The 18940-nt window shown below is 68.8% G+C and carries 19 protein-coding genes; 13 read left to right on the top strand and 6 right to left on the bottom strand.

The window, feature by feature from the left end:
* The first annotated feature begins 25 nt into the window (after nucleotides 1–25).
* Nucleotides 26–1201 (top strand): adenosylmethionine--8-amino-7-oxononanoate transaminase, encoded by a 1176-nt coding sequence (locus ACQPYK_RS48205; RefSeq protein WP_433248093.1) that lies wholly within the window; start codon nucleotides 26–28, stop codon nucleotides 1199–1201.
* Here the strand turns inward: ACQPYK_RS48205 and ACQPYK_RS48200 are convergent.
* Nucleotides 1155–2453: an MFS transporter gene (locus tag ACQPYK_RS48200; RefSeq protein ID WP_433248090.1), complete on the bottom strand. Its 1299-nt coding sequence runs from the start codon at nucleotides 2451–2453 to the stop codon at nucleotides 1155–1157. The genes ACQPYK_RS48205 and ACQPYK_RS48200 overlap by 47 nt on opposite strands.
* Nucleotides 2454–2591: 138 nt before the next feature.
* On the opposite strand from ACQPYK_RS48200, the gene idi reads away from it, so the two are divergent.
* A complete protein-coding gene (gene idi / locus ACQPYK_RS48195) occupies nucleotides 2592–3173 on the top strand; it encodes an isopentenyl-diphosphate Delta-isomerase (protein ID WP_433248087.1) in 582 nt (193 codons plus the stop codon).
* 104 nt (nucleotides 3174–3277) lie between these two features.
* On the opposite strand, the gene ACQPYK_RS48190 is transcribed toward idi, so the two are convergent.
* Both ACQPYK_RS48190 and ACQPYK_RS48185 read right to left on the bottom strand, forming a co-directional pair.
* On the bottom strand, nucleotides 3278–4357 hold the full coding sequence (locus tag ACQPYK_RS48190; RefSeq protein WP_433248085.1) for an inositol-3-phosphate synthase: 1080 nt from the start codon (nucleotides 4355–4357) through the stop codon (nucleotides 3278–3280).
* A gap of 27 nt (nucleotides 4358–4384) precedes the next feature.
* A complete protein-coding gene (locus ACQPYK_RS48185; RefSeq protein ID WP_433248082.1) occupies nucleotides 4385–5059 on the bottom strand; it encodes a helix-turn-helix transcriptional regulator in 675 nt (224 codons plus the stop codon).
* Between the two features lie 543 nt (nucleotides 5060–5602).
* Between ACQPYK_RS48185 and ACQPYK_RS48180 the strand changes: the two genes are divergently transcribed.
* The 3 genes from ACQPYK_RS48180 (at nucleotide 5603) to ACQPYK_RS48170 (ending at nucleotide 11059) form a co-directional block, all read left to right on the top strand.
* Nucleotides 5603–8386: a transglycosylase domain-containing protein gene (locus ACQPYK_RS48180; RefSeq protein ID WP_433248079.1), complete on the top strand. Its 2784-nt coding sequence runs from the start codon at nucleotides 5603–5605 to the stop codon at nucleotides 8384–8386.
* Entirely contained in the window at nucleotides 8386–9693 is a 1308-nt protein-coding gene (locus ACQPYK_RS48175) for a glycosyltransferase family 87 protein (protein ID WP_433248076.1), read from the top strand. Before ACQPYK_RS48180 ends, ACQPYK_RS48175 begins: the two co-directional genes overlap by 1 nt.
* Nucleotides 9694–9916: 223 nt before the next feature.
* A complete protein-coding gene (locus tag ACQPYK_RS48170) occupies nucleotides 9917–11059 on the top strand; it encodes a hypothetical protein (RefSeq protein WP_433248073.1) in 1143 nt (380 codons plus the stop codon).
* A 58-nt stretch (nucleotides 11060–11117) separates the two neighbouring features.
* On the opposite strand, the gene ACQPYK_RS48165 is transcribed toward ACQPYK_RS48170, so the two are convergent.
* The gene (locus tag ACQPYK_RS48165) at nucleotides 11118–11876 is read right to left on the bottom strand and encodes a deoxyribonuclease IV (RefSeq protein WP_433248070.1); all 759 of its coding nucleotides are present in this window, start codon (nucleotides 11874–11876) and stop codon (nucleotides 11118–11120) included.
* Nucleotides 11877–11973: 97 nt separating this feature from the next.
* Here ACQPYK_RS48165 and ACQPYK_RS48160 point away from each other — a divergent pair, with 97 nt between their 5' ends.
* Nucleotides 11974–12156 (top strand): hypothetical protein, encoded by a 183-nt coding sequence (locus ACQPYK_RS48160; RefSeq protein ID WP_433248067.1) that lies wholly within the window; start codon nucleotides 11974–11976, stop codon nucleotides 12154–12156.
* A gap of 33 nt (nucleotides 12157–12189) precedes the next feature.
* On the opposite strand, the gene ACQPYK_RS48155 is transcribed toward ACQPYK_RS48160, so the two are convergent.
* Nucleotides 12190–12501, bottom strand: coding sequence for a hypothetical protein (locus ACQPYK_RS48155; RefSeq protein WP_433248064.1), 312 nt, complete (start codon nucleotides 12499–12501; stop codon nucleotides 12190–12192).
* A gap of 220 nt (nucleotides 12502–12721) precedes the next feature.
* Here ACQPYK_RS48155 and rpsF point away from each other — a divergent pair, with 220 nt between their 5' ends.
* From rpsF to ACQPYK_RS48120, 7 genes are all read left to right on the top strand, one after another.
* The gene (rpsF, locus tag ACQPYK_RS48150) at nucleotides 12722–13012 is read left to right on the top strand and encodes a 30S ribosomal protein S6 (protein ID WP_189789792.1); all 291 of its coding nucleotides are present in this window, start codon (nucleotides 12722–12724) and stop codon (nucleotides 13010–13012) included.
* A 78-nt stretch (nucleotides 13013–13090) separates the two neighbouring features.
* The gene (locus ACQPYK_RS48145) at nucleotides 13091–13672 is read left to right on the top strand and encodes a single-stranded DNA-binding protein (RefSeq protein ID WP_433248061.1); all 582 of its coding nucleotides are present in this window, start codon (nucleotides 13091–13093) and stop codon (nucleotides 13670–13672) included.
* A gap of 107 nt (nucleotides 13673–13779) precedes the next feature.
* Nucleotides 13780–14016 (top strand): 30S ribosomal protein S18, encoded by a 237-nt coding sequence (rpsR, locus tag ACQPYK_RS48140; protein ID WP_012895699.1) that lies wholly within the window; start codon nucleotides 13780–13782, stop codon nucleotides 14014–14016.
* A gap of 14 nt (nucleotides 14017–14030) precedes the next feature.
* Complete coding sequence (gene rplI, locus ACQPYK_RS48135) at nucleotides 14031–14477, top strand: 50S ribosomal protein L9 (protein WP_433248056.1); 447 nt, start codon at nucleotides 14031–14033, stop codon at nucleotides 14475–14477.
* 132 nt (nucleotides 14478–14609) lie between these two features.
* Nucleotides 14610–15476, top strand: coding sequence for an ABC transporter substrate-binding protein (locus ACQPYK_RS48130; protein WP_433248053.1), 867 nt, complete (start codon nucleotides 14610–14612; stop codon nucleotides 15474–15476).
* A gap of 90 nt (nucleotides 15477–15566) precedes the next feature.
* On the top strand, nucleotides 15567–16451 hold the full coding sequence (locus ACQPYK_RS48125) for an amino acid ABC transporter permease (protein ID WP_433248050.1): 885 nt from the start codon (nucleotides 15567–15569) through the stop codon (nucleotides 16449–16451).
* 73 nt (nucleotides 16452–16524) lie between these two features.
* Nucleotides 16525–17268, top strand: coding sequence for an amino acid ABC transporter ATP-binding protein (locus ACQPYK_RS48120; RefSeq protein ID WP_433248047.1), 744 nt, complete (start codon nucleotides 16525–16527; stop codon nucleotides 17266–17268).
* A gap of 99 nt (nucleotides 17269–17367) precedes the next feature.
* On the opposite strand, the gene ACQPYK_RS48115 is transcribed toward ACQPYK_RS48120, so the two are convergent.
* The gene (locus ACQPYK_RS48115; RefSeq protein WP_433248044.1) at nucleotides 17368–18900 is read right to left on the bottom strand and encodes an APC family permease; all 1533 of its coding nucleotides are present in this window, start codon (nucleotides 18898–18900) and stop codon (nucleotides 17368–17370) included.
* Between the last annotated feature and the right edge of the window lie 40 nt (nucleotides 18901–18940).

The raw sequence follows: 18940 nt of genomic DNA, 5'->3' as shown, positions 1-18940 counted from the left end.
GCACGTCTGGCACCCGTACGCGCCGATGCCGCCGCGCGGGCCGGTGCACGTGGTCTCCCGGGCCGAGGGAGTACGGCTGACGCTGGCCGACGGGCGGGAGCTGGTCGACGGCATGTCGTCCTGGTGGGCGGCGATCCACGGCTACAACCACCCCAGGCTCAACCAGGCGCTCAGGGACCAGGCCGACGACATGGCGCACGTCATGTTCGGCGGGCTCACCCACGAGCCCGCCGTACGGCTGGCGCACACGCTGGCCGTCATGACCGGGCTGCCGAAGGTGTTCTTCGCCGACTCGGGCTCGGTGGCCGTCGAGGTCGCGATCAAGATGGCCTTCCAGTTCACCGGCAAGAGCCGCCTGCTCACCGTCAGGGGCGGCTATCACGGCGACACCTTCGGGGCGATGGCCGTCTGCGACCCGGTCAACGGCATGCACCACCTGTTCTCCGGCGCGCTGCCCGAGCACGTCTTCGCCGAGCGGCCGCCGGCCGAGTTCGACGAGGGTTACGTGGCCCGGCTGGAGGAGACGGTCGCCCGGCACGCCCACGAGCTGGCGGCGATCATCGTGGAGCCGGTCGTCCAGGGGGCCGGCGGCATGCACTTCTACCACCCGGCCTACCTGCGCAGGCTCCGCGAGCTGGCCGACGAGCACGGCATCCTGCTGATCGCCGACGAGATCGCCACCGGGTTCGGCCGGACCGGCGAGCTGTTCGGCTGCGACCACGCCGGTGTGCGGCCGGACATCATGTGCCTGGGCAAGGCGCTGACCGGCGGTTACCTGTCGCTGGCCGCGACGCTGTGCACCGAGCGGGTGGCGGAGGGCATCGGCGTGCTGATGCACGGGCCGACCTTCATGGGCAACCCGCTGGCCACCGCCGTCGCGGGCGCCTCCCTGGAACTGCTGCGGGAGCGCCCGTGGCGCGAGGAGGTCAAGCGGATCGAGGCCGGACTCCGGGAGGGCCTGGCCCCGGCCGTGGGAGCGCCGGGGGTGAGGGACGTGCGGGTGCTCGGCGCGATCGGGGTCGTCGAGACCGTCGAGCCCGTCGACGTTCAGGCGATCCAGGACGTCGTCATGCGGCACGGGGTCTGGCTCCGCCCGTTCAACCGGCTGATCTACACGATGCCGCCCTACTCGATCGGCGACGACCTGGGCAGGATCACGACGGCGATGACGGCAGCGGTTCGGACGCTCGGTTCGGCGTGACCACCCGGTAGAGCACCGCGCCGCCCAGGTATCCGGCGGTGATGAGCCCGAGCACCGTCATCGACTTGCCGTCGGCCGGCAGCAGCGTCGCGGCCAGGGCCGCGGCCAGCACGTAGGTGCCGTTGAAGAGCATGTCGTAGAGGGAGAAGGCCCGGCCGAGGTAGGCGTCCTCGACGTCCCGCTGGACACTCGTGTCCGCGCAGATCTTGATGCTCTGCCCGGCGATGCCGAGCACGAAGCCACCGACCGCGAAACCCCACTGCTGGAACGGCGCGCACAGCGCGAACGTCAGCACCCCTCCGGTGACGAGCATGGTCGTCACCCAGGTCTCGATGCCGAAGCGCTCGGTGGCCCACGGCGTGACCAGGATGGCCAGGAAGTAGCCGACCCCGGAGGTGGCGACCACGAGGGTGACCGCCGCCAGCGCGTTCTCGGCGCTGTCGGCGAAGTAGTAGCGCGACAGCATCATCAGCATCGCCGTGCACATGCCGTACATGAACCGGTGGGTGGCCATCGCCCCCATCGCGGCGGCGGCGGCCCGGTGATGGACGACGTGCCGCGCGCCGTCGGCCAGGCCGCCCAGCACGTGGCGCACCGCCTCGCGGGCCTGCGGCCGGTCCGGGTCGTAGGCCGGGCCGAGCAGCTCCCTGCCCATGGTCCTGGCGATCAGCGCGCTGAGACCGAAGATGAGACCCGAGGCGACGAGCAGCACCGCCGTGCCCCGGTGATCCGCTCCGAAGACCATGCGGAGCAGGTAGCCCAGACCCACGCCGAAGAAGGTCATCACGGTGCCGGAGGTGGGGGTGACCGCGTTGGCCACCAGCAGCCGGTCGGCCGGGACGACGTGCGGGAGCGAGGCGCCCAGCGCCGCCAGGAAGAAGCGGTTCACCCCGAGGACGGCGAGCGCGGCGGCGTAGAAGAGCGCGTCGGGGGCGCCGGCCGCGACGAGCACGGCGGCCACCAGCAGCAGCGCCCCGCGCACCAGCGGCGCGATCACCAGGATCTGCCGCCGGGACCAGCGGTCGATGAACACGCCCGCGAAAGGCCCGAGGATCGAGTACGGAAGGAGCAGCACGGCCAGTCCGGCGGCGATCTCGACGGCGCTGGTGCTCTTCTCCGGGCTGAAGAAGGCGAATCCGGCTACGGCGAACTGGAAGATCCCGTCGGAGAACTGCGAGACGAGGCGGGTGCCGAACAGCCGCCGGAAGTCCCGTCCCTCAAGGACCACGCGTAGATCGGATACGAATGACACGGGCTCAGCCTACGCGTGAGCGCCCCGGCGAGGACATCGGGAACATCCCTGATATGCGTGATCGGACACTTCCCCACCTTTCATGATCTAACGCTGATCAGGCATGACAGGCCGACATGATCACGTACTCTCGATCGAGTGACGCCTCATGAACACGTCGTGCTCGTCGACTCCGAGGGAAACGCGATCGGCACGGCCCCCAAGGCCGTGGTGCACGGTCCGGACACCCCCTTGCACCTGGCCTTCTCCAGCTACGTGTTCGACCGGCAGGGCCGGGTGCTCCTCACCCGCAGGGCGTCACACAAGATCACCTGGCCTGACGTGTGGACCAACAGCTGCTGCGGTCACCCCCTGCCGGGCGAGCCGATGCCGGAGGCGGTGACCCGCCGCCTCTCCCACGAGCTGGGGCTGCGCGTCGCGAAGGTCGACCTGCTGCTGCCGCGCTTCTCCTACCGGGCGGTCATGGACAGCGGGATCGTCGAGCACGAGCTCTGCCCGGTCTACCGGGTGGTCGTCGCCGACGACGCCGTGCCCAACCCCGACGAGGTCGGCGAGGTGCGCTGGATGCCGTGGAAGGAGTTCAGCGACGGGGTGCTCGGCCGGAGCCTGGAGATCTCCCCGTGGTGCCGTGAGCAGGTTCCCCAGCTGGTCGGGCTCGGCGCCGACCCCCTCGACTGGCCGGTCGCCGACCCCGCCGCTCTGCCCGCCGCCGCTCGCTGAACGGCGAGCGCCTCGAACGGTGGACCTTTCCGAACGGCGAGCGCCTCGAATGACGAGAGCCCCCCGCCCGGCCGGGCAGGGGGCTCTTCGTCACGGGTGCGAGTTCAGCGCTCGACCTCGCCGCGGATGAACTTCTCCACGTAGTCGCGGGCCTCGTCGTCGGAGTACTGCTCCGGCGGGGACTTCATGAAGTAGGAGGAGGCCGACAGGATCGGCCCGGCGATGCCCCGGTCCAGGGCGATCTTCGCGGCGCGGACCGCGTCGATGATGATGCCGGCGGAGTTGGGGGAGTCCCAGACCTCCAGCTTGTACTCCAGGTTCAGCGGGGTGTCGCCGAAGGAACGGCCCTCCAGGCGGACATAGGCCCACTTGCGGTCGTCGAGCCACGGCACGTGGTCCGACGGGCCGATGTGCACGTCGGCCTTGCCCATCTCGTGCGGGATCTGGGAGGTGACCGACTGGGTCTTGGAGATCTTCTTGGACTGCAGGCGCTTGCGCTCCAGCATGTTCATGAAGTCCATGTTGCCGCCGAAGTTGAGCTGGTAGGTGCGCAGCAGCTCGACGCCGCGGTCCTCGAACAGCTTGGCCATCACGCGGTGCGTGATGGTCGCGCCGACCTGGGACTTGATGTCGTCACCCACGATCGGGACACCGGCGTCGGTGAACTTCTGGGCCCACACCGGGTCGGAGGCGATGAACACCGGCAGCGCGTTGACGAAGGCGACCTTGGCGTCGAGGGCGCACTGGGCGTAGAAGCGGTCGGCCTCCTCCGACCCGACGGGCAGGTAGGAGACGAGCACGTCGACCTTGCTGTCCTTGAGGACCTGGACCACGTCCACCGGAGCCTCGTCCGACTCCTCGATCATGTCGCGGTAGAACTCGCCCAGACCGTCGAAGGTGTGACCACGCTGCACGGTCACGCCCAGCGGCGGCACGTCGCAGATCTTGATGGTGTTGTTCTCCGAGGCCACGATCGCCTCGGACAGGTCACGCCCGACCTTCTTGGCGTCGACGTCGAACGCCGCGACGAACTCGACGTCGCCGACGTGGTATTCGCCGAACTTGACGTGCATCAGGCCCGGCACCCGGGCGCCCGGGTCGGCGTCCCTGTAGTAGTGCACGCCCTGTATGAGCGACGTGGCACAGTTGCCTACACCGACAATGGCTACGCGCACCGAACCCATGGCACTCGCTCCCCTTGTTCTGAGTGGTCAGTTTTCTTCCGGGACGGCATGCCGTCCCGTGTCATCTGCTCCGGGCGCGGACGCCCGGTGTGTTGTCTCCTGTGTGGACTGCCGCTCCTCGTCGGCGGCGGAGCCCCGTCGCTCGGTGGCGATCAGCTCGTTCAGCCAGCGCACCTCGCGTTCGACCGACTCCAGGCCGTGACGCTGCAACTCGAGGGTGTAGCTGTCCAGCCGCTCCCTCGTGCGGGCGAGCGCCGTGCGGACGCCGTCGAGTCGTTCTTCCAGCCGGCTACGGCGTCCTTCGAGGATGCGCAGGCGCACCTCGGCCTCGGTGTGCCTGAAGAAGGCGAAGTGGACTCCGAAGCTCTCGTCCTCCCAGGCGGACGGGCCGGCCTGGGTGAGCAACTCCTGGAGCCGCTCCTTACCCTCCGCGGTCAGTTTGTAGACGATCTTCGACCGGCGACCGGGGAGCGTTATGGGGCTCTCGGCGAGGGCAGGGGCCGTTTCGGACGCGCTGTCCTCCACGATGAGCCCGTCGGTCAGCAACTGGCGGAGACAGGGATAGAGCGAGCCGTAGGAGAACGCACGGAACATGCCGAGGAGAGCATTGAGCCGTTTGCGCAGCTCATAGCCGTGTAGCGGGGTCTCGTGCAGCGACCCGAGCACGGCGAGCTCCAGCACGCCGCCACGTCCACTGGCCACTGGAAACCACCACCTCTCGTGTCGATGTATCGAGCCGATACATCTTGAGGATACGTCGAACCAACATATCCCTGCAATTAACGACTTTCCCAAGAGGTTGGGAGCAAACAGTAAAAAGCCGTAGTGTGACGCCTATGTGGTCGCGGCGATCGGTGACGAGGCATGGCTCTCGCGCGGTCGAAACCGCCTTCCAATACGGGGAATCCCAGGTTCGGGCAAGGGCGGTCTGCCAAGGTTGTTCTCGGAACCACCGGGCGGTCTCGTTCGTCTCCGGGAATGGAGATCCACCCGAAGGAGTCGGCCACCTCTCAGCCAAGGCGACGAGATCTTCCGTGATCCGGGGGTAATCTCCCCGCCAGCACGCCGTCGTAGACCCCGATGACCGAACGAGGACGCGTGAGTTACAGCAACAGCCATGACCCGGAGCCGGACGGGCGCCAGCAGCGCCCTGACGCGTCGGCTCGCCAGGGACGGCGCCGTCGCTCAAGCCCAGGTGCCGCTCCCCGTGCAGTTCCCCCGGCCCAGCCCTCCCAAACCGGTGACATGGGCTGGGGTTCGTCCCAGTCCCAGTCCCAGTCGCAGGGACGGGCGCAGGGCATGGGACCCGACCCCCGGAACTTCGGACGGGCTCCACAGCCGGCCGGACGCGATCCCCGGGAGGCCGGACGGGCGCCGCAGGGCATGCCCGCGGGCCCCCGTGACGGTGGACGGGCGCCACAGGGCGCCGGACGCGACCCTCGTGACAACGCGACGCGCCGCAGCGACACCGACCCCATGGGGGGCCGGCGTCCCGAGGCCGCCTTCGAGGACACCCAGGCCATGCTCGCCGCCCAGGCGAGGGGCGACCGTTCCTCCGGCTCCGGCTCCGGCTCTGGGTCCGTTTCCGGCTCCGTGCCCGGCGAGTCCGGTGGCCGGAGCCGGAGGGCCCGCCGCGGCGCGGCCGGCCCGCAGGGGCGCGCGGGCTCCGAGGGGCCGGGCGGCCCCGCCGGACGCGGCCCCGGCGGCGGAGAGGGCGACGGGGAGGACGGCGGCAAGCCGCGCAGGAGCGGCTGGAAGCGGTTCGTGCCCAACTGGAAGATCACGCTGGCGAGCTTCACCGTCCTCGCCGCCGGCGTCTTCGGCATGATCGCCGTCGCCTACGCCGGCACGCCCGTCCCCACCGAGACGCAGGCGAGCGTCAACGACCGGGGCAGCGTCATCTACTACGCCGACCACAAGACGCCGATCGCGCGCCTCGGCATCAAGCGCGTCCCGGTGACGATCAAGGAGATCCCCGAGCACGTCCAGGACGCGGTGATCGCGCTGGAGAACAAGACCTTCCGCGAGGACAGCGGGATCGACCTCGCGGGCATGGCTCGGTCGCTGTGGAGCACCGCGACCGGTGCCCAGCTCCAGGGCGCCTCGACCATCACCCAGCAGATGGCCCGTAACTACTACGAGGGCCTCAGCCAGGAAGTGTCGATCAAGCGGAAGATCAAGGAGATCTTCGTCGCCGTCAAGATCAGCAAGACGCTGCCCAAGGAGACGATCCTGGAGCAGTATCTGAACACCATCTACTTCGGTCGCAACGCCTACGGCATCGACGCCGCCGCGCGGGCGTTCTTCGGCAAGAAGGTCAGCAAGCTCACCCCGCCCGAGGGCGCCTACCTCGCGGGCCGGATCCAGAACCCGAGCACCTTCGACACGCTGGAGCAGAAGGGCAACTTCGCCGCCACCAAGGAGCGCTACACCATCGCGCTCAAGAACATGGCGGAGATGAACCCCGGCAAGTACTCCCAGTACGCCAACACCCCCTTCGAGAAGCTCAAGTTCAAGAAGTTCACGATCCCGGAGACCAACAAGGGCCTCCGGGGCTACATGCTCAACATCGTGTTCAAGGAGCTCGCCAGGCGCAGCATCGACGAGGACGCGCTGAAGACCCAGGGCCTGAAGGTCTACACGACCTTCGACAAGAAGATGATGGAGGACGCCCAGAAGGTGGTGAAGGCCCGCACCGCCAGCCTGGACCCCACGATCCACGCCAGCATCGCCTCGGTGAACCCCAAGAACGGCCGGGTGGTCGCCTTCTACAGCGGCGACGACTACCTCCGCGACTACAACAACCGCGCGTTCGAGTCGCCGAAACAGGCCGCCTCCGCGTTCAAGCCGTACGTGCTCGCCGCCTGGCTGGAGGCGGGCTACTCGCTCAACAGCTACATCGACGGCGTGTCGACCATCAAGCTGCCCGGCACCACCCCGATCGGCAACTCCCACACCGCCCCGTACGGGCCGATCGACACCGTGAAGGCCATGGCCGACTCGGTGAACACGGTCTTCGCCCAGATGGGGGAGAAGGTCGGCCTGGAGAGCGTGGCCAAGATCGCCACAGAGGCCGGTGTCGGCGAGGCTGCCAAGAAGAACCCCGCCTACGGTGGCAAGAACGCGGTCGACTGGGCGGTCGAGCACCAGAAATACCTGACCACCATCGGTGTCGCCTCGGTGACCCCGGTCGAGCAGGCCGCCGGTTACTCCATCTTCGCCAACGAGGGCAAGCACGTCGACTGGCACACCGTCGAGAAGGTGACCGACGCCAACGGCGCGGTCGTGCTGAAGGAAGAGCTCAACGAGCGGCAGGTCATCAGCCGCGAGTCGGCGGCCGACGCGATCGTCGCGCTGCAGGCCGTGGTCAAGTCCGGCACCGGCACCGCCGCCAACTTCGGGCGCCCGGTGGCCGGCAAGACCGGCACCAACAACTCCTACAAGGACGCCTGGTTCGTCGGCTTCACCCCGCGGCTCGTCACCGCGGTGGGTATGGCCAAGGACGTGCCCTACAACAAGCCGGTCAACGCCACGGGAAGGCGCGTGCTCAAGGTCGACAAGTACGGCCAGGTCAACAAGAAGATCAAGGTGGCCTACTGGGAGGAGGAGCCGATGCCCTCCTTCATCGGCGGCGGCGGCACCCCGACCCAGATCTGGCACGACTACATGGCCCTGGCGACCGCCAAGGACCCGATCGAGCAGTTCCCGCCGAGGGCCAACACCGGCACCCAGAACAACCTGGCCACGCCCAAGCCGACGCCCAGCCCGACGCCGGACCCCTTCGACACCGAGGATCCCGGTGACGACGGCTTCCCCGACGACCAGGACCAGCAGACGACCCCGCCCGTCGATCAGGGCTGCGTGCCCGGCGACATCACCTGTGACTCCACGGGTGACGGCACCGGCTTCCCGGACGACGGCGGCGGCGACATCGGTGACGGCGATGGCGGCGACATCGGCAACACCGGCGGCGCCCCCGGCGCGGCCACCACGGGCCCCAGGCCCCGCCCGTCGGGGCAGCGTCCCTGATGAAGAGCGCCCAGGCGACGCCGAACGCGCTGTCCGACCTCGGCACGCGGGTGATCCCGTACGTGCCCCTGGCCCTGTTCGCGGGGCTGGGGGCGCTGCTGTCCTACCTGTGGAAGTGGCCCTGCCGCTTCGGCGGGGCGTGGAACAACGGAACCCTGCAGTTCACGAACTTCTGCTACACCGACATCTATCCGCTGTGGTGGAACGAGAAGCTGAACGAGGGCAAGATCCCCTACGTCGGCCATCCGGTGGAGTACCCCGTCGGCATCGGCGGGATCATGGAGTTCTTCCGCCGGATCGTCACGTCCATGAGCGATCCCGGAACGGCGTTCTACGACCTGACCGTGATCCTCATGGCCGTCTGCCTGATCGTCGGCGTGCTGCTGATGGCCGCGCTCGCCGGGCCGACCCGGCGCTGGGACGCGCTCTGGTACGCCCTCGCCCCCGCGCTCATCCTCACCGCCTACATCAACTGGGACCTGGCCGCCAACGCCCTGTCGCTGGGCGCGCTGCTCGCCTGGTCCAAGAAGCGGCAGTGGCTGGCGGGCGTCCTGCTCGGGCTGGCGATCGCCACCAAGTTCTACCCGCTGATGTTCCTGGGCCCGCTGTTCCTGCTGACGCTGCGCACCGGCAGGTGGGTGCCGTTCCTCAAGACGGTCGGCGGCACGGCCGGGATCTGGCTGCTCGTCAACGTGCCGGTCATGCTGTTCGCCTTCGACGGCTGGAAGCGGTTCTACGTCTTCAGCCAGGAGCGTCCGGCCGACTGGGGCTCGCTGTGGTACTTCTTCAACCAGAAGCAGTGGCCCTTCCTCGGTGACCCCGACCGGCTCGACATGCTGGGCGTGCTGTCCCTGGGCGTGTTCTGCCTGGCGATCGCGGCGCTGACGGTGACGGCCCGGACCCGGCCCCGGCTGATGCAGCTGTGCTTCCTGACGCTGGCCGCGTTCATGCTGACCAACAAGGTGTGGTCGCCGCAGTACGTGCTCTGGCTGATCCCCTTCGCGGTGCTGGCCCGGCCCAACTGGAAGGCGATCGCGCTCTGGCAGGTCGCCGAGTGCTGGTACTTCTTCGCGATCTGGCTCTACCTGGTCGGTCTCCAGCCCGGCAACGAGGCGCTGGGCATCTCCGGTGACACCTACTTCACCGCCGTGTGGGGACGCGCGATCACCATCCTGATCATGATGGGCCTCGTCGTGCGCGACATCCTCAGGCCGGACAAGGACGTGATCCGGCAGGGCGGGGTCGACGACCAGGCCGGGGGCGTCTTCGACGGGGCTCCCGACCGGTTCCGCATCGCGCTCTCCTAGCCCCGGTCCGCGCCCGGCCGGTCCCGGGCCGACCCTCGCCTCCGGCCGGTCCCGCGCCGGCCTTCCCGGTCCCGCCCGGCCCGGCGCCCTCCCGGCCGCCACGCCCGGCCCGTGGTCCGCCGGGCGTGGCGGACGCGGCGGGCGCGCCGGTCGGCCACGGTGGTCAACTTCATGGCGTTCCCGGCTGGCAGAAAGCCGGGCTAATCCGCCACAATTCCACCATATGATCACCCCCCTTGAGCCTCCACGCGCCGCCGCGCTTGAGCCTCCACGCGCCACCGTGATGGAGGCGTTGACGCTCTGGCTGGGTTCCCGGCTGGGAACGGTCGTCCTCGCGATCGTGGGAGCCGGAGTCATGTCGGGGGGAGAGACCGTTGCACCGTTCCTGGAGCGCTGGGGGCACTGGGATGCCAAACTCCTGGCCACCATCGCCCAGTACGGCTACGCCGGCGACCCCACCGTGGAGCCGGACAAAGGGCTGCCCGCGTTCTTCCCGGGAATGCCGCTGATGCTGCGCGCGGTGCATCTGTTCGTGGACGACTGGACGCTCGCCGGGCTGCTGATCTCCTTCGTGGCGGGCGGCGTCGCGACGGTGGCGCTGGCCAGGCTCGCCGAGTTCGGGGGGCCGCCGGGAGCCGGGTGGCGGGCGGTGCTGGCGCTGCTGCTGTGGCCGATGTCGGTGTTCCTGTTCACCGGCTACAGCGAGGCCCTGTTCCTGGCGTTCGCGCTCCCCGCCTGGCTGGCGGCGCGCCAGGGCCGGTGGTCGCTGGCCGCCGGCCTCGCGGCGGGCGCCTCCTGCATGCGGATCACCGGCCTCTTCCTGGCCTGCGCGCTGATCGTGGAGTTCTTCACCAGACGGCAGCCCGTACGGCAGGCGGCCTGGCTGGCGCTGCCGTTCGTGCCGCTGGTGCTGTACTCCGCCTACCACTACAGCCGCAGCGGTGACTGGCTGGCGTGGAAGCACGCCCAGGAGGCCGGGTGGGGGCGGCACATGGTGTGGCCGTGGGAGTCGCTGATCACGACGTGGAACTCGGCCATGGGAGACGGCGGCTTCGCCTGGGCGTTCCGGATGGAGATAGCCGGGGCGGTCGTCGGGATCGGGCTCGTGCTGGTCCTGCTCTACCTGCGGCGGTGGAGCGAGCTCGTCTACGTGGGGCTCCAGGTGGGCGCCCTGGTCTGCTCGGCCTACTACCTGTCGATCCCGCGTTCGGCACTGCTGTGGTGGCCGCTGTTCCTGCTCATCGCCCGGGGGAGCACCCCGGGCGCGCGCTGGAGGCAGTGGGTGATCGTCCTCTACGCGCTGGTCGCCGGGCCGCTGATGGCGCTCAACACGCTGACTTTCATGGACGGCGCCTGGGTGGGGTGACTCCCCTTACCCACTCTTGGTGAGAAGTAATCCAGAAAAGTTATCCACAGGCTGGGGATCAAAGGTTCTTCCTGAGGAGGGCGATGTCCTCGGCCTGTCCCTCGAACGGGGTCTCCACCACGATCGGTGCTCCCGCGCTCCGGCACACCGCGAGGATGAGCTCGGGGTCGATCTGGCCCGCGCCCAGGTTGGCGTGCCGGTCGGCGCCGGAGCCCGCCGCGTCGCGCGAGTCGTTGCAGTGGATCAGGTCGATCCGGCCGGTGATCGCCATGATCCGCTCGACCACGTCGGCCAGTTCCTCACCGGCCGCGTGCGCGTGGCAGGTGTCGAGGCAGAAACCCACGTCGAAGCCGTCGAGGGCCTCCCACAGCCGGGCGATGCGCTCCAGCCTGCGGGCCATCGCGTTGCCGCCGCCGGCGGTGTTCTCGATGAGCACGGGGACCTCGTGCTCCTCCAGGCGCTCGAACACCTTGCGCCAGTTGTCGAAGCCCTTCTGCGGATCGTCGCCGGCGCCGACGTGCCCGCCGTGCACGATCAGGCCCTTGGCGCCGAGTTCGGCCGCCGCCGCGAGGTTGGCGCTCAGCAGCTTGCGGCTGGGGATGCGGATCCGGTTGTTGGCGGTGGCCACATTGATCACATAGGGCGCGTGGACGTAGACGTCCACGTCGGAATCCTTGATCTCCCGGGTCTTCTCGCCGATGACGGGGCCCTTCCAGCCCTGGGGGTCGCCCAGGAAGAACTGCGCCACCTCGGCGTCGCGCGCCCTGGCGTGGGCCAGCGGGTCGTCCTGGTCGACATGTGCTCCGATACGCGGCATGTGTTCGAGCCTAGCCGTTTCGAGGCGCGGCCCACGGGCAGTCGCACGACGCGCCCCGATGCCCGCTCCCCCGGCGGGCTGAACCCGAGGAGTCGAAATGGCTTACTACCGAAGAGGGGTCAGCCTGATCGGGCTGATCTACATCCTGGTCGGCCTCTACGTGGCCTGGGTCCACCACTACATCACCCCCAAACTCCTGAAGGACATCGCCGAGGCACTGCTGGCCGTTCTCCTGTGGTTCCTCGTCCTGCTCGGTGTCGACCTGCACCTGGGCGGCTAGCCCGCCGGGCGCGGCCTTCGGCCTTTCGGGGCGCTACGGGTAGAAACCACCGTGGTAGATGCCGAAGGCCACGCCCACGAACGAGGCCACGATGCCCACGATGTTCAGCGAGCGCTCCGCGGTCGTCGCCGAGACGTACTGCGAGTAGAGGCCTCCGACGAACCCCACCGTCCCCAGCCACGCCCCCACGGCGTGCGCGCCCGGGATGAACACACTCACGAAGGCCACCAGCCCGCAGACGAGCGTGACGACGCTCAGCACGTTCTCGACGGGGTGCCGTCGCCCGTCGCTGTTCAGCCTGAACCGGGACGGCCGGCCTCCGGTGGACCGGGACACGCGCGACATGCTCACCACCCCCTTTTTTCCTTGGTAGGGAGGTGCCCGGCGGGGTGACGGCCCAACCCTTGACAGGCTGGTAGGCTGGCACGGCTACGTCGCATGGGCGTGTTATTGCCCGCCCTCCTTCACGGTCGCCGAAATGGGCGTCCGTGGTGAAGACGTCAGCGTCCTCCTGTCACGGCACGGTGTCGTGACCGCAAGAGTCCAGAGGAGGTTGGAAGCCAGCATGCGTCGTTACGAAGTGATGGTCATTCTCGACCCTTCGCTCGATGAGCGTACGGTGGCCCCTTCCCTCGACCAGTTCCTCACGGTGATCCGCAATGACGGCGGCACCGTGGAGAAGGTCGACGTGTGGGGCCGTCGCCGGCTGTCCTACGACATCGCCAAGAAGCCCGAGGGCATCTACGCCGTCATCGACCTGACCGCCGAGCCCGCCACGGTCAAGGAGCTCGACCGGCAGATGAACCTCAACGAGGGCATCCTCCGCACCAAGGTCCTGCGCCCGGACGTGCACTAACCCCCGGCATTTTGTCGGGCGGCAGCCGTACTCTGAGCCGGTAATCCAGCTGAAGCCGCAGGAAGGGCAGCGCTAGCCATGGCAGCAGGCGACACCACGATCACCATCGTCGGCAACCTCGTCGACGACCCGGAGCTGCGGTTCACCCCCACGGGGCAAGCTGTGGCCCGGTTCCGCATCGCATCCACTCCACGGTTCCTCGACAAGACGACCAACGAGTGGAAGGACGGCGAAGGCCTGTTCCTGACCTGCAACGTGTGGCGGCAGGCGGCGGAGAACGTCGCCGAGAGCCTCCAGCGCGGCATGCGGGTCATCGTTCAGGGACGGCTGCGCCAGCGGTCTTACGAGACCAAGGAAGGCGAGAAGCGCACGGTTTACGAGGTCGAGGTCGACGAGGTCGGCCCCTCCCTGAAGAACGCGACCGCCAAGGTCAACAAGACCGCCCGTCAGGGCGGTGGCGGTGGCGGCGGTTTCGGCGGCGGCCCCGCCAACGACCCGTGGGCCTCCGCGGCGCCCTCCGCCCCGCAAGGTGGCGGTTTCGGCGGCGGCGGTGGCAACAACTACGGTGGCGGCGGCAACGGTGGCGGCAACTACGGTGGCGGCCAGCAGGGCGGCGGCAACTTCGGCGGCGGCGACTTCAGCGACGAACCGCCCTTCTAGGTCCGGCGGCCGTCCTCACCGGCGGCCGGGGATCGCATCCTTGAACCCAGTCCATATCCGCAGCGACCATTCCCGCCGTACGGCGGGGCTCTGAAAGGAGCACCACGATGGCCAAGCCGGCACTGCGCAAGCCTAAGAAGAAGGTTTGCCTGTTCTGCCATGACAAGATCTCCTACGTCGACTACAAGGACACGGCGCTGCTTCGGAAGTTCATCTCCGACCGCGGCAAGATCCGTGCCCGCCGGGTGACGGGCAACTGCACCCAGCACCAGCGTGACGTGGCGACCGCTATCAAGAACGCTCGTGAGATGGCGCTCCTGCCGTACATGAGCACCGCGCGCTAAGGAGGTCCGGACAGATGAAGCTCATTCTCACCAGTGAGGTCTCCGGCCTCGGCGCCCCCGGCGACATCGTCGAGGTCAAGAGCGGCTACGGCCGTAACTACCTGCTTCCCCGCGGCTTCGCCATCCTGTGGACGCGCGGCGGAGAGAAGCAGATCGCCTCGATCAAGAAGGCGCGTGACGCCCGCGAGATCCGCGACCTCGGCACTGCCCAGGAAGTCGCCGGCCAGCTCAAGGCCCTGAAGGTGGTCCTGAAGACGAAGGCCGGCGACTCCGGCCGTCTCTTCGGCTCCATCACCACCGGCGACGTCGCCGAGGCCGTCAAGGCCGCCGGCGGCCCCCTGCTCGACCGTCGTCGCATCGAGATCGCCCCGGCGATCAAGAGCCTCGGCTCCCACCGGGTCAGCGTCAAGCTGCACCCGGAGGTCTCCGCCGCCCTCGAGATCGAGGTCGTCGCGGCCTGACCGGTCACGTCTGACGAGGGCCCTTTCCCGGCTGCCGGGGAAGGGCCCTCGCCCGTATGGTGGGACCGTGTTACCGGCGGTCACGATGCGTACGTACAATTCGTGAGTTGCTGCTTGATTCTGGAGGTTTTCATGGTCCGTCCTTCGACGCTGCTCGCGCTCGGCGCCCTCGCGGCTGTCGCCGTGGCCTGTGCGCCGGCCTCGGACACGACGGCCCAGGCCGGTCCCTCCGCCGCCGCGCCGGCGACCTGCGCCAAGGACCAGCTCAAGCTGAAGACCGCGGGCAAGCTGACGATCGGCACGGACAAGCCCGCCTACGAGCCGTGGTTCAAGGACGACGCCCCGGCCAACGGCAAGGGCTTCGAGAGCGCGGTGGCCTACGCCGTCGCCAAGCAGCTCGGTTTCGACGGCGGCGAGGTGAGCTGGGCGACGGTGAAGTTCGACTCCGCGTTCGCCCCCGGCGCCAAGCAGTTCGACTTCGACCTCAACCAGGTCTCGGTGACCCCCGACAGGGCCAAGGTCGTCGATTTCAGCAAGGGCTACTACACGGTCAAGCAGGCCGTGGTCGCCCTGGACGGCTCCAAGGCCGCCTCGGCCACGGACCTGGCCGCCTTCAAGGACGCCAAGATCGGCGTGCAGATCGGCACCACCTCGCTGCAGGCGGTCAAGGACGTCATCAAGCCGACGGCCGAGCCGAATGTCTACAACGAGCAGATCGACGCGGTGAACGCGCTCAAGAACAAGCAGGTCGACGCGGTCGTGGTCGACCTGCCCACCGCGTTCTACGTGACCGCCGCCCAGGTCGACAACTCCAAGATCGTCGGTCAGTTCGGCTCCGTCTCCGGCACGCCCGAGGTCTTCGGCGCGGTGTTCGAGAAGGGCAGCCCGCTGGTGAGCTGCGTGAACGAGGCGATCGACAAGCTGACCTCCTCCGGCGAGCTCGCCAAGATCGAGACCCAGTGGCTCGGCTCGGCCGCGGGTGCTCCGGAGCTGAAGTGACCGGCACGCGCTCAGCGGCCGCCGGCCCGGCGCCGGAGCCGGCCCTCCGGGTGACCGGGGACACCGTTCCCGCCGGGGAGCGGTGATCGCGTGACGGCTCACACCGAGAAGAACGGCGGTCCCGTCACGGTGGCCCACGCCGGGTGGGTGAAGAGCCAACGGCAGGCGGAGCGGGAGCGACTGCGCAGGAACAGGGCGATCCGGTCGGGTTCGATCGCGACCGGATCGACGATCCTGCTGATCGTCCTGCTCGTCTGGGTCTTCACCAATTCGCCCGGCTGGCCGCGGGTCCAGGAGACGTTCTTCGACTCCGAGCAGTTCGTCAAGGCGCTGCCGGACGTGCTGAGCGGGTTCCTGCTCAACGTCAAGATCTTCCTGATCGCCGAGCCGCTGATCCTGCTCGTGGGGTTGCTGGTCGCGCTGGCCCGCAACCTCACCGCCCCGGTGTTCTTCCCGCTGCGCGCCCTCGCGGTGGCCTACACCGACGTCTTCCGCGGCGTGCCGACGATCCTGGTCATCTACCTCGTCGGCTTCGGCCTGCCCGCGCTCGGTCTGCAGGGCATGCCGACGGACCTCGCGACGCTGGGCGTCATCGCGCTCACCCTGTCCTACGGGGCGTACGTGGCGGAGGTGTTCCGGGCGGGCATCGACTCGGTGCACCCGAGTCAGTGGGCCGCGGCCCGATCCCTGGGGCTGAGCCACGGCAAGACCATGCGTTACGTGGTGGTGCCCCAGGCCGCGCGCCGTGTCGTGCCGCCTCTGCTCAACGACTTCGTCTCGCTGCAGAAGGACACCGCGCTGGTCGCCACGATCGGCCCGCTGGAGGCCCTGCGTCAGGCGCAGATCCACGCCGCCAGCACCTTCAACTACACGCCGTACCTGGCGGCGGCGTTGCTGTTCATCCTGCTGACCATCCCGATGGCCCGCTTCACCGATTATCTGGCGGCCCGGTCGCAGCGGCGGCGGGGCCAGTGAGCGCGCGGGGCGGGCGGGCCGTACGGGGTGGCTTCGCCTCACGATCCGGCGAGCCATCGGGCGAGGAGAACCCATGAGCCTTCTGACCGTCGAGGGCGTCTGGAAGAACTACCACGGCAACAGCGTGCTGCGCGGGATCGACCTGTCGGTCGAGGCGCACGAGGTGGTCTGCCTGATCGGCGCCTCGGGTTCGGGCAAGTCCACCCTGCTGCGCTGCGTGAACCTGCTGGAGACGGTGGACGACGGCGCCATCTATCTGGACGGTGACGAGATCACCGACGTCCGGACCGACGCCGACCAGGCGCGCAGGCGCATGGGCATCGTCTTCCAGGCCTTCAACCTGTTCCCGCACATGACCGTGCTGGACAACATCACACTGGCCCCGCGCAAGGTGCACAAGGTCGGCAAGGAGCAGGCCGAGGCTCAGGCCCGCGAACTGCTGGCCCGGTTCGGGCTGGCGGACAAGGCGGACTCCTATCCCGACCGGCTCTCCGGCGGCCAGCAGCAGCGCGCCGCCGTCATCCGGGCGCTGGCCACCCGGCCCAGCCTGATGCTGCTGGACGAGGTCACCTCCGCTCTGGACCCGGCGCTGGTCAAGGAGGTCCTTGAGATCATCCGGGAGCTCAAGGAGGGGGGGATGACCATGATCCTGACCACCCACGAGATGGGTTTCTGCCGGGAGATCGCCGACACCGTCTGCTTCCTCGACGGCGGCGTGCTCCTGGAGCGGGGAACTCCCGAGCAGATCTTCACCGACCCGCGGCAGCCCCGGACCCGCGAGTTCCTGCAGAGCGTGCTGGACGCCCGGCGCCTTTGAGGGCCTCGGCAGGGTCTCGGTAGGGCCTCGGCGGCGGTGCTCCGGCCGCGGCCTCTCGGCAGGGTCTCGGCGGCGGTGCCCCGACCCGGCTCTCGGTGCTCAGCGGCGATGCCTGCCGCGGCCCTCGGCGCCCAGCGGGTCAGTCGATGGGTGCGCCCCGGAGAGCACGCTGTTGCGCCTGCCGTACATCAGGTAGACCAGCACGCCGAAGGCCATCCAGGCGGCGAAGTACAGCCAGGTGATGACCTGGAGGTTCACCAGCAGCCACAGGCAGGCGATGATCGAGGCGATCGGCACGCCGGGGGAGAGCGGGACACGGAAACCGCGGGGCAGGTCGGGCATCGTCTGCCGCATCCTGATCACTCCGGCGGCCACCGCGATGAAGACGAACAGGGTGCCGATCACGACCAGCGGTTCGAGCGTGAGCACCGGCACGAACTCGGCCAGCAGGATCGCCAGCCCCCCGATGAGCAGGGTGACCCGGGTCGGGCTGTGGTAGCTACGGTTGATCCTGGCCAATGGGCGGGGGATCAGCCCGTCGCGGGCCAGGGAGAACATCACCCGGGTCAGGCCGACGAGCAGCACCAGCACGACCGTGGTCAGACCGAGGACCGCGCCGATGTTGATGATGTGCACCATGAAGCCCTCGCCCGCGCGGCGGAAGGCGTTGGCCAGCGGGGCCTTGGGGTCGATCTTGTCGTAGGAGGTCATGCCGATCATCACCACCGCGACCGCGATGTAGATGACCGTTGTGATCACCAGACTGAGGATGATGCCGCGCGGGATCGACCGGGGGGCGTCCTCGGCCTCCTCGGCCGCCGTGGCCACGACGTCGAACCCGATGTAGGCGAAGGCGATGACCGCCGAGGCGGCGAAGATGCCGAACCAGCCGAACGCGCTGGTCTGGCCGAAGAGGATGCCGAGCAGCGGCGAGTGCAGGGTGTCCGCGGCCGTCTCCGCGGGAGCCGGCGGGACCGGGATGGTCGAGAGGTTGCGCTGGTCGAAGTGCGTGGCGCCCACCACGATGACCGCGCCGACGGCCAGCAGCTTGGCGACCACGATGATCCACAGGGTGCGCAGGCCGATCCGCGCGCCGAACGCCACCACGGCCGTCAGCACCACCAGGATGAACAGCGCGAACAGATCGAACCCCTCGACCTGGCCGGTGATCCCGGCCAGCGGGCCGGGCAGGTGGACGCCGAGGTCGGTGAGCATCTGGGCGGCGTAGAGGGACCAGGCGCGGGCCACCACCGCGGCGGCGAGCAGGAGTTCCATCACCAGTGCCCAGCCGACGATCCAGGCCCACACCTCACCGAAGATGACGTAGGTGAAGGTGTAGGCGCTTCCCGAGGTCGGCATGGCCGACGACAGTTCGGCGAAGCAGAAGGCCACGAGCAGGCTGGTGATTCCAGCGATCATGAATGACAGGATCACGCCGGGGCCGGCCATGGTGGCCGCCTGGCGACCGGCGATGCTGAAGATACCCGCGCCGATCATGACGCCGACACCCAGGACGATGAGATCCGTACGGCCGTAGGCCTTGGGCAGACCATGACGTGCGCCGGTCCACCGATCGGTGGCCTCACTCGGCGGCAGGCGACGCACGATGGACAGAGATGTACCTTCGGGCACGGCGTGACCCAATCATGGTGGGTAGAACACCCTTGTATGG

Source organism: Streptosporangium sp. CA-135522, from assembly GCF_050949235.1.
Lineage (GTDB): Bacteria > Actinomycetota > Actinomycetes > Streptosporangiales > Streptosporangiaceae > Streptosporangium.
This window is presented reverse-complemented; position numbering and strand designations above follow the sequence as displayed.

What these genes read in the sequence shown, in the direction of transcription:
- ACQPYK_RS48160 (WP_433248067.1), top strand. Translation starts at nt 11,974, where the DNA reads ATGGCTTACTACCGAAGAGGGGTCAGCCTGATCGGGCTGATCTACATC.
- rpsF (WP_189789792.1), top strand. Translation starts at nt 12,722, where the DNA reads ATGCGTCGTTACGAAGTGATGGTCATTCTCGACCCTTCGCTCGATGAG.
- ACQPYK_RS48175 (WP_433248076.1), top strand. Translation starts at nt 8,386, where the DNA reads ATGAAGAGCGCCCAGGCGACGCCGAACGCGCTGTCCGACCTCGGCACG.
- ACQPYK_RS48205 (WP_433248093.1), top strand. Translation starts at nt 26, where the DNA reads ATGCCGCCGCGCGGGCCGGTGCACGTGGTCTCCCGGGCCGAGGGAGTA.
- ACQPYK_RS48120 (WP_433248047.1), top strand. Translation starts at nt 16,525, where the DNA reads ATGAGCCTTCTGACCGTCGAGGGCGTCTGGAAGAACTACCACGGCAAC.
- rplI (WP_433248056.1), top strand. Translation starts at nt 14,031, where the DNA reads ATGAAGCTCATTCTCACCAGTGAGGTCTCCGGCCTCGGCGCCCCCGGC.
- rpsR (WP_012895699.1), top strand. Translation starts at nt 13,780, where the DNA reads ATGGCCAAGCCGGCACTGCGCAAGCCTAAGAAGAAGGTTTGCCTGTTC.
- ACQPYK_RS48180 (WP_433248079.1), top strand. Translation starts at nt 5,603, where the DNA reads ATGGGCTGGGGTTCGTCCCAGTCCCAGTCCCAGTCGCAGGGACGGGCG.
- ACQPYK_RS48170 (WP_433248073.1), top strand. Translation starts at nt 9,917, where the DNA reads ATGATCACCCCCCTTGAGCCTCCACGCGCCGCCGCGCTTGAGCCTCCA.
- ACQPYK_RS48130 (WP_433248053.1), top strand. Translation starts at nt 14,610, where the DNA reads ATGGTCCGTCCTTCGACGCTGCTCGCGCTCGGCGCCCTCGCGGCTGTC.
- ACQPYK_RS48155 (WP_433248064.1), bottom strand. Translation starts at nt 12,501, where the DNA reads ATGTCGCGCGTGTCCCGGTCCACCGGAGGCCGGCCGTCCCGGTTCAGG.
- ACQPYK_RS48145 (WP_433248061.1), top strand. Translation starts at nt 13,091, where the DNA reads ATGGCAGCAGGCGACACCACGATCACCATCGTCGGCAACCTCGTCGAC.
- ACQPYK_RS48165 (WP_433248070.1), bottom strand. Translation starts at nt 11,876, where the DNA reads ATGCCGCGTATCGGAGCACATGTCGACCAGGACGACCCGCTGGCCCAC.
- ACQPYK_RS48190 (WP_433248085.1), bottom strand. Translation starts at nt 4,357, where the DNA reads ATGGGTTCGGTGCGCGTAGCCATTGTCGGTGTAGGCAACTGTGCCACG.